General features: G+C 71.6%; 13 protein-coding genes. 8 read left to right on the forward strand and 5 right to left on the reverse strand.

The window, feature by feature from the left end; genetic code table 11:
• Position 1: 1 nt before the first annotated feature.
• The 3 genes from NRB56_RS35845 to NRB56_RS35855 are packed head-to-tail and all read right to left on the reverse strand — an operon-like array spanning position 2 to position 2,060.
• Complete coding sequence (locus tag NRB56_RS35845; RefSeq protein WP_153348819.1) at positions 2-325, reverse strand: hypothetical protein; 324 nt, start codon at positions 323-325, stop codon at positions 2-4.
• Positions 322-1,851: a class I adenylate-forming enzyme family protein gene (locus NRB56_RS35850; protein WP_153348820.1), complete on the reverse strand. Its 1,530-nt coding sequence runs from the start codon at positions 1,849-1,851 to the stop codon at positions 322-324. Before NRB56_RS35850 ends, NRB56_RS35845 begins: the two co-directional genes overlap by 4 nt.
• The gene (locus tag NRB56_RS35855) at positions 1,848-2,060 is read right to left on the reverse strand and encodes a ferredoxin (protein ID WP_319944021.1); all 213 of its coding nucleotides are present in this window, start codon (positions 2,058-2,060) and stop codon (positions 1,848-1,850) included. Before NRB56_RS35855 ends, NRB56_RS35850 begins: the two co-directional genes overlap by 4 nt.
• Positions 2,061-2,290: 230 nt before the next feature.
• On the opposite strand from NRB56_RS35855, the gene NRB56_RS35860 reads away from it, so the two are divergent.
• The 3 genes from NRB56_RS35860 to NRB56_RS35870 are packed head-to-tail and all read left to right on the forward strand — an operon-like array spanning position 2,291 to position 5,455.
• The gene (locus tag NRB56_RS35860; protein WP_319944022.1) at positions 2,291-3,436 is read left to right on the forward strand and encodes an alcohol dehydrogenase catalytic domain-containing protein; all 1,146 of its coding nucleotides are present in this window, start codon (positions 2,291-2,293) and stop codon (positions 3,434-3,436) included.
• On the forward strand, positions 3,433-4,620 hold the full coding sequence (locus NRB56_RS35865; RefSeq protein WP_153348821.1) for a beta/alpha barrel domain-containing protein: 1,188 nt from the start codon (positions 3,433-3,435) through the stop codon (positions 4,618-4,620). Before NRB56_RS35860 ends, NRB56_RS35865 begins: the two co-directional genes overlap by 4 nt.
• Before the next feature lie 37 nt (positions 4,621-4,657).
• A complete protein-coding gene (locus NRB56_RS35870; protein WP_153348822.1) occupies positions 4,658-5,455 on the forward strand; it encodes an enoyl-CoA hydratase/isomerase family protein in 798 nt (265 codons plus the stop codon).
• On the opposite strand, the gene NRB56_RS35875 is transcribed toward NRB56_RS35870, so the two are convergent.
• Positions 5,418-8,414: a bacterial transcriptional activator domain-containing protein gene (locus NRB56_RS35875; protein WP_153348823.1), complete on the reverse strand. Its 2,997-nt coding sequence runs from the start codon at positions 8,412-8,414 to the stop codon at positions 5,418-5,420. The genes NRB56_RS35870 and NRB56_RS35875 overlap by 38 nt on opposite strands.
• An 82-nt stretch (positions 8,415-8,496) precedes the next feature.
• On the opposite strand from NRB56_RS35875, the gene NRB56_RS35880 reads away from it, so the two are divergent.
• Positions 8,497-9,120 carry a TetR/AcrR family transcriptional regulator gene (locus NRB56_RS35880; RefSeq protein WP_194291118.1) on the forward strand — a complete coding sequence of 208 codons (624 nt, stop codon included), beginning with the start codon at positions 8,497-8,499 and terminating at the stop codon, positions 9,118-9,120.
• Positions 9,121-9,128: 8 nt separating this feature from the next.
• On the opposite strand, the gene NRB56_RS35885 is transcribed toward NRB56_RS35880, so the two are convergent.
• The gene (locus tag NRB56_RS35885) at positions 9,129-9,629 is read right to left on the reverse strand and encodes a flavin reductase family protein (RefSeq protein ID WP_153348825.1); all 501 of its coding nucleotides are present in this window, start codon (positions 9,627-9,629) and stop codon (positions 9,129-9,131) included.
• A gap of 216 nt (positions 9,630-9,845) precedes the next feature.
• Here NRB56_RS35885 and NRB56_RS35890 point away from each other — a divergent pair, with 216 nt between their 5' ends.
• The 4 genes from NRB56_RS35890 to NRB56_RS35905 all read left to right on the forward strand — a co-directional run bounded on the left by NRB56_RS35890 (position 9,846) and on the right by NRB56_RS35905 (position 14,950).
• On the forward strand, positions 9,846-11,033 hold the full coding sequence (locus NRB56_RS35890) for a cytochrome P450 (RefSeq protein ID WP_153348826.1): 1,188 nt from the start codon (positions 9,846-9,848) through the stop codon (positions 11,031-11,033).
• Between the two features lie 27 nt (positions 11,034-11,060).
• Positions 11,061-12,524, forward strand: a complete 1,464-nt coding sequence (locus NRB56_RS35895; RefSeq protein ID WP_153348827.1) for an aldehyde dehydrogenase family protein — start codon at positions 11,061-11,063, stop codon at positions 12,522-12,524.
• Positions 12,525-12,674: 150 nt separating this feature from the next.
• Positions 12,675-14,120 carry an aldehyde dehydrogenase gene (locus NRB56_RS35900; RefSeq protein ID WP_153348828.1) on the forward strand — a complete coding sequence of 482 codons (1,446 nt, stop codon included), beginning with the start codon at positions 12,675-12,677 and terminating at the stop codon, positions 14,118-14,120.
• Entirely contained in the window at positions 14,117-14,950 is an 834-nt protein-coding gene (locus NRB56_RS35905; RefSeq protein WP_319944035.1) for a mycofactocin-coupled SDR family oxidoreductase, read from the forward strand. The genes NRB56_RS35900 and NRB56_RS35905 overlap by 4 nt, the downstream gene beginning before the upstream one ends.
• The last annotated feature ends 21 nt before the right edge of the window (positions 14,951-14,971 follow it).

Consider the following 14,971-nt stretch of genomic DNA (forward strand, 5'->3'; position numbering starts at 1 on the left):
GTCAGTCACTGGCCGGCAGGGTTTTCGCGGTCTGGACGACCATCGGTGCGGAACCGTCGCCGAGCGTGCCGCGCCCGGCCTTGGTCACCAGCACCTCGAGCGCCGGATCGGCGACGGCGGTGTAGCGCTTGCCGATCGCGGTGCCACCGGCCAGGTGCTCCGCCGGTTCGGCCGGGGACGGGACAGGCGTGTCCAGCCCGACCATCGGCGCACCACCGCAGGTGAGGCTGACCGTGCCGGACCCGGCCCGGACGACGATCACCTCCGTCGTGCAGGTCTGGCTGCGCAGTCGGGCACCGGGCACGAGCGGGTTCGGGGCGGTCATCGGCTACTCCTGGGGGACGTTTCGGAATCGGCGAGCGCGGTCAGCAGATCGGCCGCGACCTCCCGGCGCAGCAGTTTGCCGAGCGGCGTGTACGGCAACTCGGATCGGATCGCCACGAGCGCAGGGGTTTTCGAGCCACGCAACCGGGCGCGGACCCACTCGCGCAGCTCCTCCGGAACGGGCTGGGCGCCCGCGACCGGGACGACGACGGCGGCGATGCGCTCGCCCCACTCCTCGTCCGGCAGGCCGACCACGGCCGCCTCCCGGACCTGTTCGTGGCGCAGCAGGACGTCCTCGATCTCGGCGGGGGCGATGTTCTCGCCGCCGCGGATGATCGTGTCGTCGCTGCGGCCCTCGACGAACAGATAGCCGCCCGCGTCGAGCCACACCCGGTCGCGGGTGGCGAACCAGCCGTCCGCGTCGAGCGCGCTGCCGGTGCCGACGTAGCCGCCCGACACCTGCGGGCCGCGCACGAACAGCTCACCGGCCACGCCGGCCGGGGCGCGCGCACCGTCGGGCAGGCGGATCTCGATCTCCACGCCGGGCACCGGGATTCCCACCGAGCCCAGCCGGGCCCGGACCGCCGGATCCGAGGAGGCGATCGCCGCCCGATGGTCCTCGGGGCCGAGAACCGCGATGGTGGAGGAGGTTTCGGTCAGTCCGTAGGCATGGGTGAGGCCGGTGTCCGGGAATACGGCCAGTGCCCGTTCGAGCACGGTGGCGGGCATCCGCGCGCCGCCGTAGGACAGCGCGCGCAGCGTCGGGGTCCGCGCCGGGGCGCCCGCGAGGTGCTCGGTGATCCGCGCCAGCATGGTCGGCACCAGCATCGCGTTCGTGACCCGTTGCGCCCGAACGGTTTCCAGCCAGTCCTCGGGCGTGAACCGCGGCAGGTGCACCGTGCGCCGGGCGGCGTAGGTATTGGTCAGCACGGCCGCGATCCCGGCGACGTGATACGGCGGAACACCCACCAGCGCACAGTCTTCCGGCGCCGCCGAGCCCAGCTCGACAGTCTGCAGCACGTAGGCCGACAGGTTCGCGTGGGTGAGCACCACACCTTTCGGCGCGCTGGTGGTGCCACTGGTGAACAGCACCACCGCGGTGTCGTCCGGTCCCACCGGCGCCTCGCCGGCCGGCGCGCCGCTCGCCGCGGCGGCGGCACGGACGAATTCCGTTCCCGTCACGATGTTCTCGCTCAGCCCGGCCAGTGCCGCATGCGATTCCGCGTCCGCGACGATGTACGGTCCGGGCAGTTGCCCGGCCAGCCGCCGCAACTCCGGCGCCGCGAGGCGATAATTCAGCGGTGTGAGCGGCACACCCGCGCGGGCCGCGGCGAACAGGGCGACGGTGAAGGCCGGTCCGTTGGCGCCCGCGAAGATCACGTGCCGGGCGCCGGCGGCGGTGATCAGCGCCGCGCCGCCGCCGGCCAGGTCGTTGAGGCCGGCGAAGGTCAGCGGGTCGGGCAGGCTCAGTGCGACCCGGTCGCCGTGCACCGCGGCGGCCATGTCGAGCAGCAGCGGGACGCTCATCGGTCCGCGCTCGCTTCGTCGCGCAGCGTGATGGCCCGTTCGGGGCAGTTGCCGGCGGCGTGCACCGCCCCATCGCGGAACGGGCCGGCGTCCTCGGCGAGGACGATCGGCAGGCCGTCGTCGTCGACGTCGAACAACTCCGGTTCCAGCATGTAGCACCGGCCGTGGCCGGTGCAGCGGCCGCGATCGATCTCGATCCGCAGGGACACCGTTCGCCTCCCGAATGGATTGCGCCCTCGACGGGCGGTCGGCCCGGCGGCGGGATGCCGGCCGGTGCGAACGAGGATGGCCCGCACTTCGTTACCCGCTGCATTACCGCCGCGTAGCGCTCGGGAGGAGCCCCGCGGTAACGGACGCCATAATGCCCGCGCCCGTGTAATGACCCGCGAGTCGTTCGCCGCGCGGTGGACGGCCGCAGCGGAGGAAGCGGAGGTCAGCAGTGGGTTCGAGGAAGTCCCTTGCGGCGGTCGTCGTCGGCCGGGAACAGCCGTGGCAGGTCGTGGAGATCGACGTCTCCCCGCCGGCGGCGGGCGAGGTGCTGGTGGAATGGGCGGCCGCGGGGCTGTGCCACTCCGACGAGCACTTCCGCAGCGGCGACCGGGTCGGACCGGGCACGGACGCCGCCGTCTACCCGATGCTCGGCGGGCACGAGGCGGCCGGCGTGGTGGCCGAGGTCGGCCCGGGGGTCACCCGCTTCGCCGTCGGCGACCGGGTCTGCGCCAGCTTCTCCCCCACCTGCGGGCACTGCCGCTACTGCGTGAGCGGACGCGGCTCGCTGTGCAACGGCAACAAGGACTTCATGTCCCGGGGACAGCTCGCCGACGGCGAGTACCGGCACCATCTCGACGGTGAACCGCTGTATCTGATGGCGAAACTCGGCACCTTCGCCGAACGCACCGTCGTCTCCGACCGCTCGCTGCTGCCGATTCCCGACGATCTCCCGTTCCCGGCCGCCTGCCTGATCTCCTGCGGGGTCGCCACCGGCTGGGGTTCGGCGGTGGAGACCGCGGGCACCAGGCCCGGCGACATCGTCGTGGTGGTGGGCTGCGGTGGCCTGGGCGCGGCGGCGGTGCAGGGCGCCCGCAACGCCGGGGCCGCGGCGATCGTCGCGGTCGAGCCGTTCGCCACCCGGCGCGACCGCGCGAAGACCTTCGGCGCGACCCACACCGCCGCCGCCGTCGCCGACGCCCGCTCGATCGTCGACGAGCTGACCTGGGGGCAGGGCGCGGACCGGGTGATCCTCACGCCCAGCGTGGTCACCCCCGCCATCCTGCACGACGGCCTGGCGATCACCGGTAAGGACGGCGTCCTGGTGGTGACCGGGATGGGTCCGTTCGGTGAGACCCCGGTGCCGTTGGATATCGGCGCGTTCGCGTTGTTCAGCAAGCAGATTCGCGGTTCGCTGTTCGGCGGCCTGGACCCGCGGGCCGCGGTGCCCCGGCTGGCCGAACTGTACCGGCGGGGGCTGCTCGACATCGACTCGATGATCACCACCTACCCGCTCGCCGACATCAACGCGGCCCTGGCGGATCAGCTCGAGGGGCGCAACGTGCGCGGTGTGCTGACCATGAACGGCCCTCGATGACCGTGGAATTTCCCGCCGTGCGCATCGTCGACGAGACGATGCGCGAGGGAATGCAGATCGAGGACGCGCGAATCCCGGTGGCGCGCAAGGTGGAACTCCTGGACGCGCTGTCCGGCACCGGATTGCGGCACCTGGTCGTCGGCTCGTTCGTCAGCCCGCGCTGGGTGCCGCAGATGGCCGATGTCGAGCGGCTGCTGGAACGGTTCACCCCGGTCCCCGGTGTCGAGTACACCGCGCTGGTCCTCAACGACAAAGGCGCGCAACGCCGATCGCGGTTCGTGCCACCGCTGACGGTCGACGAGCGGCCCCGGCTCACCGTGCACGCGTGCGATGTGTTCGTGCGGCGCAACACCAATCGCAGTCAGGCGCAGGAGATCGCCGCCTGGCCCGGGATCGTCGAGGCCGCCCGCGCACGCGGCGCGCGCACGGCGGCCGTCCGGCTCGGCGCGGGCTTCGGCTCGAACTGGGTCGGCGACATCCCCTTCCGGTACGGCATGGACCTGCTGGCACGGATGATCGGCGCCTGGACGGCCGCGGGGATCACCGTCGACACCGTGTGGCTCGGCGACCCGATGGGCTGGAACACGCCGCTGCGCACCGAACGCTTCGTCACCGAGATCCTGCGGCGCTGGCCGTCGGTGCGGACGATCCACCTGCACCTGCACGACCAGCGCGGCGCGGCAATGGTTTCCGCGTACGCCGCGCTGCGCGCGATGCCGCCGGACACCACCCTGGTGATCGACGCGGCCGTCGGCGGTATCGGCGGCTGCCCGTACTGCGGCAACGGCCGGGTCACCGGAATGATCGCCACCGAGGATCTGGTGGACCTGCTGGAGGAGTCCGGCATCCCGACCGGCGTCGACCGGAACCGCCTGATCGACACCGCCCTGCTCGCCGCCGAGATCCTCGGCCGGGAACTGCACGGCCGCACCCCGCTCGCCGGGCCCCGCCCGCGCGGGGATCGGCTGTATCCGATGGATCTGCCGTTCATCGAAACCGCCGAGCAGGCAAGCCATTTCCGGTGCGGTCCGAGTGCGCACGCCGGCGCCGCGGCCCCGTGGGCCGAGCCGATCGCCAGCTCGCAACGCGATCTGGCGGAACGATACGGGTCGCTGGCCGCTGCCGCCGACGCCGCTGACCGCGATCGGGCGGCCACGCCGGTCTCCGCCGAATTCCGTCGGTGAACGCTGTGTTCGTACCCGCATCGAGGAGAGTGCCGCGATGAGCAGTGCCGCACGCAGGGACGACGTGCTGCTGGAGGAACGCCGCGGCCACGCCGTCTGGCTGACGCTGAATCGCCCGGACCGGCTCAACGCCCTCGACACCACGCTGAAACAACGCCTGGTGCAAGCCGCCGTCGCGGCCGCCGCCGACCCCGAGATCTGGGTCGTGGTACTGCGCGGCGCGGGCGGCCGCGCGTTCAGCGTCGGCGGCGATCTGAAGGACATGCGGGCCCGCGATCGCGACGGCGGCCGACCGAGCACCCCGATGCTCGAGGAGGCCCGCAACGTCTACGAGGCCGTGCTCGAGATCCCGAAACCGACCATCGCGGTGATCGACGGGTTCGCCCTCGGTGGCGGCTGCGAGCTCGCGATGGCCTGCGATTTGCGGGTCGCCTCCGACGACGCGCTCTTCGGCATGCCGGAGTCCACCCGCGGCATGGGCGCGAACTTCGGTTCGGTGCTGCTGCCCCGGCTGATCCCGCGCGCGCTGGCGATGGAGATGCTGTACTTCGGCGACCGGATCACCGCAGAGCACGCCCTGCGGATCGGCTTGATCAACCGAGTCTGGCCGAAGGCGGAACTGGCCGATCGGGTCGACGCGTGGGTCGCCGACCTGCTCACCCGCGCCCCGCTGTCGCTGCGCCGCTACAAGGAGATGGCCGGAAAGGGCTGGGAGATGCCGGTTTCCGCGAATCTCCGGTTGAACGCCGGCCCCAATCCCTATCTGTCCGAGGATCGGATCGAGGGGGCGCGGGCATTCAGCGAGAAGCGGGCCCCCGTGTGGCGCGGGCGTTGACCGCGCCGGGTGGCAGCTGCACCAACCGGCGCAGCTCCGCCCCCGGCTCCAGGCCCAACTCGCCGAGCGCCGAATGCGCCCGCTGGAATATCGCCATCGCCGCCGCGCGGTTCCCCGCGAGATGTTCGGCCCGGATCAGCAGCCCGTAGATCTCCTCGCTGAACGGGTTGAACTCCAGCACCCGGGCGCCGTAACCACGCACCAGTTCGACATCGCCGGCCTCCACGGCCCACCACAGCAGCGTGGTCACGGCCTCCTCGAACAACACCGACAGATACGTCCGCCGCTCCTCCACCCAGGCCAGGTCGCTGCCCGGCAGGTAGATCCCCGGGGCCAGGTCCAGGGCGTCGCGTAGTTGCCGCATGTGCGCCTCGCCCGGCTCGGCGACCGCGCGGGCCCGCAGCACCTCGTCCTCGAATTGCCGGTCCAGGGCAACGAGTTTCACCGATTCCGGCCAGGCCACCACGGCCGGGTTGTGCCGCTCCAGCCGCACACCGGTCAGCTCGCGCAGCCGGAACACGATCTGCCGGAAGTGGTTTCCGCCCTTGCTGCGCTCCACCTCGGGAAACAGCCGCTCCTGCAACCTCGATCGCTCCACACCGTCGGGATGCTGGGCCAGATCGGCGATCAGCTCGACCACCTTCATCCGCCGGCCGGAGGTCTCCACCCCGTCGACCACGATCAGCGGCGGTTCGTGGAAGGGCAGGAATTCGACGACCGCGGGCTGCCGGTTCGCCACCGCGATCACCGCCGGCATCGGGTCCGGCAGGTTGTCGGCCGGTTCCGCTTGCGGCGCAGCCGTTTCCGGGTCGAGCAGCCGGGTGGCGCGCAGATGGTGACATCGCGCCAGGCACTCGGTGGTCCAGTAACCCCGGCCGCGGATGCCGGAGCGACGCAGATCGGCCAGTACCGCCGCGGCGGTGGATTCGGCCCCGAGCCGCACATGTGCCTCCGCCAGTGCGTAACTCGCCGCGGGCAGCATCAGCCGCCGCCTGGCCCGGCGCATGGATTCCACCGCGGGAGCGAGGATCACGGCGGCGTCGCCGGGCTGATCCAGGTCGAGCAGCGCGAGACCGAGTACCAGCCGGGCCCATTCGCTGATCGCCCGGCGCTCACCGCCGTTCATCTCGAGGGAGCCGTACCGCAGCGCGGTCGCCTCCTCGGGGGCGCCGGCCTGCAGCGTGGCCCAGGCGGCCAGGATCTCGTAGGTGGACTCCGCCCCGGTCCGGCGCGCCTCCAGCGCGTGTGCCCGCAGCTGCCGCCGGGCCTCGTCCGTCCGGCCCCGCGCGATATCCATCGCGGCGCGGACGAAAACGACGTGCGGCCGGTCGCGGCCGGTGGGCACGATGCGCTCGAAAGCCCGCTCCGCCAGGTCGATCCGGCCGTTCCAGGCGGCGGCCAGCGCCACATTGGGATTGTCCTCGGCGTCCGGGCCGTCCAGCGCGGCCACGATGTCGTCGCAGCGGCCCTGCCACAGCATGCCCCAGTGCACGACCTTCGCCAGATTGCCCCAGCTGGTCGCCAGTGGCGGCAGCGCGGGTTCGGTGCCGCTGGTGGCGGCCAGCATGAATCGCACCGCGTCCGCGCCGTGATCGTCGCGATGATCGCGAACGTAGTGTTCGGCCTCGACCGGCCGGCTGTGCAGGGTCCACAGCACCACGCCGACGATGCCCGGATCGGCGGCGACCACATCGTCCATCCGGCCGTCGGCCTCGAGCTGGTGGATCAGCGGGACCGCGCGATCGAAGCCGCGGCGCGCGTGCAGCGCGCGCAGCACGCATGCCGTGAGCAGATCGCTGGTGAGCAACCGGGATTCGCCGATCGAGGCCGACCAGCGCTCCACCCGGTCGGCGACCGCACCGGGATCCCCGAGGGATCGGACGCCGTATTCCAGGGCCTCGACCGCCAGCGACGGTTCCTCGGCGGCGGCACACCAGTCCACCACCTCGTCGAACCGGCTCGCCACCGCCAGATGGAAGGCGAACCGGCGGCGGATGTCGGCCATCCGCTGGGATCGCCTGCGCGGCACTATCTCTCGCAGGCAGCGCCGCAACAGCGGACTGTAGACCAGCGCGTCGTCCGCGGCCGCGATCATCGGCAGGCCACGGCCGCGCAGCCCGAAGAACACCGATTCGCCGTGCGCCCCGAGCAGGCCCGCGCTGTCGTGCCGGGTGACCCGGTCCAGCAGCGCGCCGGCGAGCAGCAGGTCCTGTTCGTCCAGCGGCAGCGCGTCCACGATCTGCGATTCGACGTACGCGACGAGGACCGGCGACTGCGCCGATCCGGCCGCGCCGCCGAACCGGATCAGCAGCACCGCCCCGGCGATCCAGCCGCCGGACTGCGCCACGACGGCGTCCGCGCCGATCGGCTCGGCGGGCCGCAGCCGCTCGATCAGCGCCGCGGCGTCGTCACCGGTCAGGCGCAGCTGCTCGGCCATGACGACCTCGCACAGCCCGCGCAGGACCAGGTCCGCGGTGGCGCCGCCGAGATGGCGGGTGGTCAGGATCAGCACGTCGACCACGGCCCCGGCCCGGCGCAGGAAGTCCGCCAGCACCGCGGTCGCGGCCGGATCGCCGTCGACGGCCTCGGCGTTGTCGATCACCACCAGACCTGTGGCACAGGCGTTTTCGGGTTCCGACAGGCAACCGTCCAGGACCCGGCCGAGGTCGGCGGCGCTGAGCACGGGCGGCAGGGTCAGCCAGGTGACCGGGCCGCGGCGGCCCTCGGCGTGCAGGACGGCGGCCGTGGTCTTGCCGCAGCCGCTGCCCGCGACGATCTCCACCACCCCGGCCCGCGCGAAGGCCTCGGTAATAGCGTGCTCGACCCGGGGACGCGCGACGACGACGGTCGCGAGCGCGGGAAGTTCGCCGAGTACGGTGGCGCCCGCGTTGGCGAGCCGGATCTGATTGGCGCGCTGTCGAGTCCGTAAGGATCCCGGCGCTCGATCTTCGATGATCATCGTCGCTGGTGGTACCTATCGTGTGGCCTGCATCACCGTCAGACTACACTCTGATAGACAGATGTCTATCAATCGAGGAGAAATGACGGATTCGGCTCAGGAGTCCCGGCGCAACGCCCTGTCGGCGACCGACGACGCGCGGGCCGCCCGCACCCGCCGGCGGCTGTCCGACGCGCTGCACGACGAGATCGCCGAGAGCGGTGCGCGCAATGTGTCCGTCGCGACGATCACCCGCCGGGCCGGGGTGGCGCGCAGCACCTTCTACACCCATTTCGCCACCGTCGACGCGCTGGCGCTGTTCGCGGTCGAGGAGCTGTTCGAGCAACTCGGCTCGGTCGACGTGGTGCGGCGCAGCACCTCCGGGCCGGACCGGGAGCAGATCACCCGCACCGGCCTCACCGATGTGCTCGAAGGGTTGCTGGCCAATCGCAACCTGCTGTTGCTCGCCCGGGACGGCGCCGGTGGCGCGGAACTGCGCGAGCGTTTCGTCGGCGAGATGGCCCGCAACATCGTGCCGACGATCGCGATCGAACGGCCGGACGCCACCCCCGAATTCCTCGATTTCGCCAGCCAGTTCCTGGCCGCCGGCACGCTGCGCGTCATGTTCGAATGGCTGTCCGGACAGCAGCGGACCAGCCGGGCGGAACTGGTGGAACTGATCCTCGGCATGCTGCCCGCCTACCTGACCGGCCGCGGCGCGGGCTGACCGCCGGCTCAGCCGATCGACAGCGGCCGGAACCGGCTGCCGTGGAACACCAGCGGCTCGATCCCGGCGTCCGCCACGGCTCCGGCGATCCGGAACACGACGATCGTGTGGTCGCCCGCCGTCACCTCGTCGTGCACGACGCAGTCCAGCCACGCGGCCGCGCCGTGCACGAACACCGCGCCGTCCGCGGTCGCGTCCCAGCCGATTCCGGCGAAGCGGTCACCGTGCTTGCGGGACAACGCGATACACGCGTCACCGTGCCCCTCGGCGAGAATGCTGACCCCGATCCGATCGCGGGCGCGCAGCCGCGGCCAGGTACTGGACACGTCCTGCACGCAGGCCGAGACCAGCGGCGGGGCCAGCGACACCGAGGTGAACGAACTCACCGCCATGCCGATCGGCACGCCGTCGCCGCCGAGGGCGCACAACGCGGCGACCCCGCTGGGAAAACACCCGTAGGCGCGGCGCAGCTCGGCCGGATCCGTGACCGGCGGCGGGGTTGTCAACATCGGAACTCCTCTGGAAGGTCGCGCGATTCGGCGCGCTCATGCTCGCGCGGCCGCGTTACCGGCCGCGTTGCCGCTCGTTGTAACGGAAGTGATAACGGTCACGTGCCAGGCTGCAGATCCGACGACATCCGGTGACAGTGCCTCCGGGCCCCACGGCCGGTGTCCTCCCCTTCCTGCCGCCTCGGCGACCGACGCCGTCCTGTCCAAGGAGCCCGGATGAAACCTGAGCTCATCGAGCATTTCGTAGCCCACTTCGACCACCACGACGCCCGGCTGGGCGCCGACCCGCTGGAGGTCTCCCGGGAGATGCGGGAACGCTGCCCGGTGACCCACACCGATGCCCACGGCGGCTTCTGGGTGGTCTCCGATTACGACGACGCCCGCCGGATCCTCCAGGATCCAGCGACGTTCACGAACTCCAAGTCCGTGCGCGTCCCGGCCGGACCGGAAACCCGGCCGCTGCCCCCGCTCGAGTACGACCCGCCCGAGCATATGAAGTACCGCAACATCATCTCGAAGGCGTTCTCGCCGAAGAACATCGCGGCCCTGGAGCCGGCCATCCGGGCGCTGACCGTGCAGCTGATCGAGCAGTTCCGGGCGAAGGGCTCCTGCGAACTGGTCGCCGACCTCGCCGCCCCGCTGCCCACCACGATCTTCACCGAGCTGATGGGCCTGCCGAACGCCGACGCCGAGAAGTTCCACTACTGGGCGACCATGATCAACCATCAGGCCCACGAGGGCGAGGGCGCGATCTCCGCCGGCGAGGCCACCGCGCAGACAATGGACTACCTGCGGGTCATCCTGGACGAGCGCCGCGCCGACCCGCGCGACGACATCGCCACCGCGCTGGTGCAGGGCGAGATCGACGGTGCGCCGATCACCGACGACGACCTGAACCACATGGCGCTGCTGCTGTTCCTCGGCGGCCTGGACACCGTCACCTCGGCGATGTCGTTCATGTTCGCCAATCTGGCGCAGCGGCCGGACCTGCGGCAGCAGATCCTCGACAATCCGGAGATCATCCCGGCCGCGGTCGAGGAGTTCCTGCGGTTCGATCCGGTCATCATGATCGGCCGGGCGGTCGGCGCCGACACCGAGATCGGCGGCTGCCCGGTCCGGGCCGACGAGCGGGTGCTGATCAACCCGATCGCCGTGAACCGGGATCCCAGCCAGTTCGAGGATCCCGACGTGCTCGACTTCTCCCGGGATGCCAACCGGCACTTGACCTTCGGCATCGGCCCGCACCGCTGCGTGGGCTCGCACCTGGCCCGGCTGGAGCTGAAGATCGTGCTGGAGGAGTTCCACGCGCGGATCCCGAATTACCGTGTGGCCGAAGGACATACGCTGCACCGCCACATGAACCAGGTCAACGGGCTGGACGCGCTGCCGCTGGTCTGGGACTGACCGCCCCTCCCGCTCACGAAGGAAGTCATGTTCGATTCGACCAGCTACGACGGTCTCTTCGTCGACGGTGACTGGGTCGCCACCCGCGCCGGCCGCACCACCACGGTGACGAATCCGGCCACCGCGACCGTGATCGGCACTGTGCCCGAGGGCGATCCGGCCGATCTGGACGCCGCGGTCGCCGCCGCCCGGCGCGCCTACGACGAGGGGCCGTGGCCACGGCTGAGTTCCCGGGAGCGGGCCACCCTGTTGCATCGGTTCGTCGACGTGCTCGACGCGCACCGGCGCGAACTCGCGGCGGTGATCACCGCCGAATCCGGTGCGCTGCCCGCGCTCGTCGAGGGCACGCACTTCGGCATCGGTTTCGGCCGGTTCCGGCACGCGGTGGATCTCGCTGCCACCCAACTGGATTCGGTGACGCCGCTGCGGACCGGACCGGGATCGGTGCTCGGCGCCACCGCGCTGGTGTACCGGCCGCGCGGCGTGGTCGGCCTGATCACCCCCTTCAACTTCCCGCTCTACCTGAACCTGTGCAAACTCGGTCCGGCACTGGCCATGGGAAATACGGTGGTGCTCAAGCCTTCTCCGCTGACCCCGCTGGAGGGGCTGGTGCTCGGCGCGGCGGCCGCCGAGGCCGGGCTGCCGCCGGGGGCGGTCAACGTGGTCACCGGCGGCGTCGCGGTCGGCGAGGCGCTGGTGGCCGATCCGCGGGTGGACATGATCAGTTTCACGGGCTCCAGCCGGACCGGTAGCGACATCATGGGGCTGGCGGCCCGTTCGCTCAAGCCGGTGGTGCTGGAACTCGGCGGGAAATCCGCCCTGGTGGTGCGCGAGGACGCGGCGGTGGCCGACGCCGCGGACCTCGCGTACCACAGTTTCACCCTGCACGCGGGCCAGGGCTGTGTGCTGCTCACCCGGCACGTGGTGCACCGGCGGCTGGTCGGCGACTTCCTCGACGCGCTCGCCGAGCGGGCCGCGCGCACGGTGGTCGGCGATCCCGCCGACGCCACGACGACCATGGGACCGTTGATCTCCGCGGCGCAGCGCGACCGGGTCGCCGAATACGTCGCGATCGGCGCGGCCGAGGGCGGCGAGATCGTGATCGGCGGCAAACCCGTCGAGCGGCCCGGATACTTCCACGCGCCCACCGTGATCCGCGGCGTCTCGCCGAAAGCGCGAGTGGCGCAGGAGGAGATCTTCGGCCCGGTCGCGGTCGTGCTGCCCTTCGACACCGACGACGAGGCCGTCGCCATCGCCAACGACTCCCGTTTCGGCCTGTCCGGCGGCGTCGTCGGCGCCGACGCCGGGAAGGCGTGGGAGATCGCCCGGCGGCTGAACACCGGATCGGTCCGGATCAACGGCGGCGGAACCGCTCTCGACGCCGACGCGCCGATCACCGGCTGGGGAGCCTCCGGCATCGGCGCCGAGCACGGCCTGCCCGGCCTGCTCGAATTCGGCCGGCCCCAGTCCATCGCCTTCCGGGTGCGCTGATCGTGCGCGAAAACACCCGGCCGTCCGCGACATCCGGCGCCCGCCGCCCGAATTCGCGGGCGGCTCGGCGCTGGTCCCTATCGAACATCGAATCCCGTCCTCCCCGTGCCCGATTCGGAGCATCGACGCTCCGAGAAAGTGTGTGCTCCGATGCCCGAGCCGACCTACGTACGTGACGACTTCTTCATCGACGGTCGCTGGGCGGCGCCGTCGACCGGCGCCCGGATCGAGGTGATCTCCCCCTCGACCGAGCAGGTGATCGGGTCGGTGCCCGAGGCCGGCCCGGCCGACATCGACGCCGCCGTGGCCGCCGCGCGCCGCGCCTTCGACCACTCGGACTGGCCCTGGCTGACCCTCGCCGAACGCGCCGCGAAGCTGCGCGCGCTCGCCGACGCCCTGTCCGACCGTGTCGACGCGCTCGCCACCACGATCACCGGCGAGATGGGCTCGGTCATCTCCTACACCCGCACCGGCCAGGCGCCGGCGCCGATCATGATGCTGCGGTACTACGCCGATCTGGCGGACTCCGTCGCGCTGCGCGAATCCCGCACCGGCCTGATGGGCGACTGGACCATCCACAAGCAGCCGGTCGGGGTCGTCGGCGCGATCGTGCCGTGGAACGGGCCGATCTTCCTCGCCATGTACAAGCTGGCGCCGGCGCTGCTGGCCGGCTGCACCGTCGTGCTCAAGCCGGCCCCGGAATCACCGCTGTCCGCGTATCTGCTCGCCGAATCCCTTGCGGCGGCGGATATTCCGCCGGGCGTCGTCAACATCGTGCCCGGCGGCCGCGAGACCGGCCGCTACCTGGTACGGCATCCGGGCGTGGACAAGATCGCCTTCACCGGCAGCACCGCCGCCGGCCGCGCGATCATGGCCGACGCCGCCACCGACCTGAAACGCCTGAGCCTCGAACTCGGCGGCAAGTCCGCGGCCATCCTGCTCGACGACGTCGACCTCGACGCGGCCCTGCCCGGCATCGTGTTCGGGGTGTGCCAGAACAACGGCCAGATCTGTGTCTCCAATTCGCGGCTGCTGGTCCCCCGCAGCCGCGAGAAGGAGATCGTGGAGGCGGTCTCGGCGGCCATGTCCGGCCAGATCGTCGGTGACCCCTTCGACGAGAAATCGGAGATCGGGCCCCTGGTCGCCGAACGACAGCGCGACCGGGTGCTCGGCTTCGTCGAGGGCGCCCGCGCGGACGGCGCCACGGTCACCGTCGGCGGCGGCCGGCCCGACGGCCTCGATCGGGGCTGGTACGTGCAGCCGACCGTGGTCGCGGGAGTGCGGCGTGACCAGGCCATCGCCCGCGACGAGGTGTTCGGCCCGGTGCTGTCGGTGCTCGCCTACGACGGCGACGACGAGGCGATCGACATCGCCAACGACACCGTCTACGGACTCGGTTCGGCGGTGTTCACCCCCGACCTGGACCGGGCCGAGAGGATGGCGTTGCGGGTGCGCGCCGGCACCGTCAACATCAACACCCACATCACCGACTTCCACCTGCCGTTCGGCGGCTGGCGCCAATCCGGATTCGGCCACGAGGGCGGCCCCGAGGCGGTCGAGAGTTACCTGCAGGCCAAGGTCGTGGGGCCGTACTGATGGGCGCGCTCGACGGCCGGGTCGCCCTGATCACCGGCGCCGCCCGCGGCCAGGGCCGCAGCCACGCGGTCCATCTGGCCCGCGCCGGCGCCGACCTGATCCTGATCGACATCGCCCGGCAGATCGACACCGTGTCCTACCCCATGCCCGATGCCGGCGATCTGGCCGAAACCGCGCGGCTGGTAAGCGATCTCGGCCGCCGCGCGCACACCGCCGTCGCCGACGTCGGCGACGGCCCCGCCCTGCGCGCCGCGGTCGACGCCGCCGCCGGCGACCTGGGCCGGCTCGACATCGTCGTCGCCAACGCGGGCATCTCCGGTTACGGCAGTGCGACACAAGGTCTTTCCGACGCCGCCTGGCAGAACCTGGTGAACACCAACCTGACCGGGGCCTGGCACACCTGCGCGGCCGCGTTGCCGCACCTCGTCGCCGGCGGCCGCGGGTCGATCGTGCTGGTCAGTTCCGTCGGCGGCGTGCGCGGTATCCGCAACATGGTCCACTACACCGCCGCAAAACACGGCGTGATCGGCATGACCCGCACCCTGGCACTCGAATACGCCGACCGATGGATCCGCGTCAACGCCGTCCTGCCGACCTCGGTCGACACCCCGATGATCATGAACCCGACCACGTTCGCGCTGTTCCGGCCCGACCTCGACGAACCGACCGTCGACGACGTCCGCGAAGCCTTCCGCGCGAACAATGCCCTCCCGGTCCCCTGGATCGAGCCCGCGGACGTCAGCAAGGCGGTGCTGTTCCTGGTGTCCGACGACGCCCGATACATCACCGGCACAACACTTCCCGTCGACGCCGGCGCCCTTCTCAAATAACCCACCGCACGCGAGGACCCA

Source organism: Nocardia aurantia (assembly GCF_009604425.1).
Taxonomy (GTDB): Bacteria; Actinomycetota; Actinomycetes; order Mycobacteriales; family Mycobacteriaceae; genus Nocardia; species Nocardia aurantia.

Coding starts and splice junctions, on each gene's coding strand:
- NRB56_RS35850 (WP_153348820.1), bottom strand. CDS start 1,851: ATGAGCGTCCCGCTGCTGCTCGACATGGCCGCCGCGGTGCACGGCGAC.
- NRB56_RS35845 (WP_153348819.1), bottom strand. CDS start 325: ATGACCGCCCCGAACCCGCTCGTGCCCGGTGCCCGACTGCGCAGCCAG.
- NRB56_RS35875 (WP_153348823.1), bottom strand. CDS start 8,414: ATGATCATCGAAGATCGAGCGCCGGGATCCTTACGGACTCGACAGCGC.
- NRB56_RS35890 (WP_153348826.1), top strand. CDS start 9,846: ATGAAACCTGAGCTCATCGAGCATTTCGTAGCCCACTTCGACCACCAC.
- NRB56_RS35900 (WP_153348828.1), top strand. CDS start 12,675: ATGCCCGAGCCGACCTACGTACGTGACGACTTCTTCATCGACGGTCGC.
- NRB56_RS35880 (WP_194291118.1), top strand. CDS start 8,497: ATGACGGATTCGGCTCAGGAGTCCCGGCGCAACGCCCTGTCGGCGACC.
- NRB56_RS35895 (WP_153348827.1), top strand. CDS start 11,061: ATGTTCGATTCGACCAGCTACGACGGTCTCTTCGTCGACGGTGACTGG.
- NRB56_RS35865 (WP_153348821.1), top strand. CDS start 3,433: ATGACCGTGGAATTTCCCGCCGTGCGCATCGTCGACGAGACGATGCGC.
- NRB56_RS35870 (WP_153348822.1), top strand. CDS start 4,658: ATGAGCAGTGCCGCACGCAGGGACGACGTGCTGCTGGAGGAACGCCGC.
- NRB56_RS35885 (WP_153348825.1), bottom strand. CDS start 9,629: ATGTTGACAACCCCGCCGCCGGTCACGGATCCGGCCGAGCTGCGCCGC.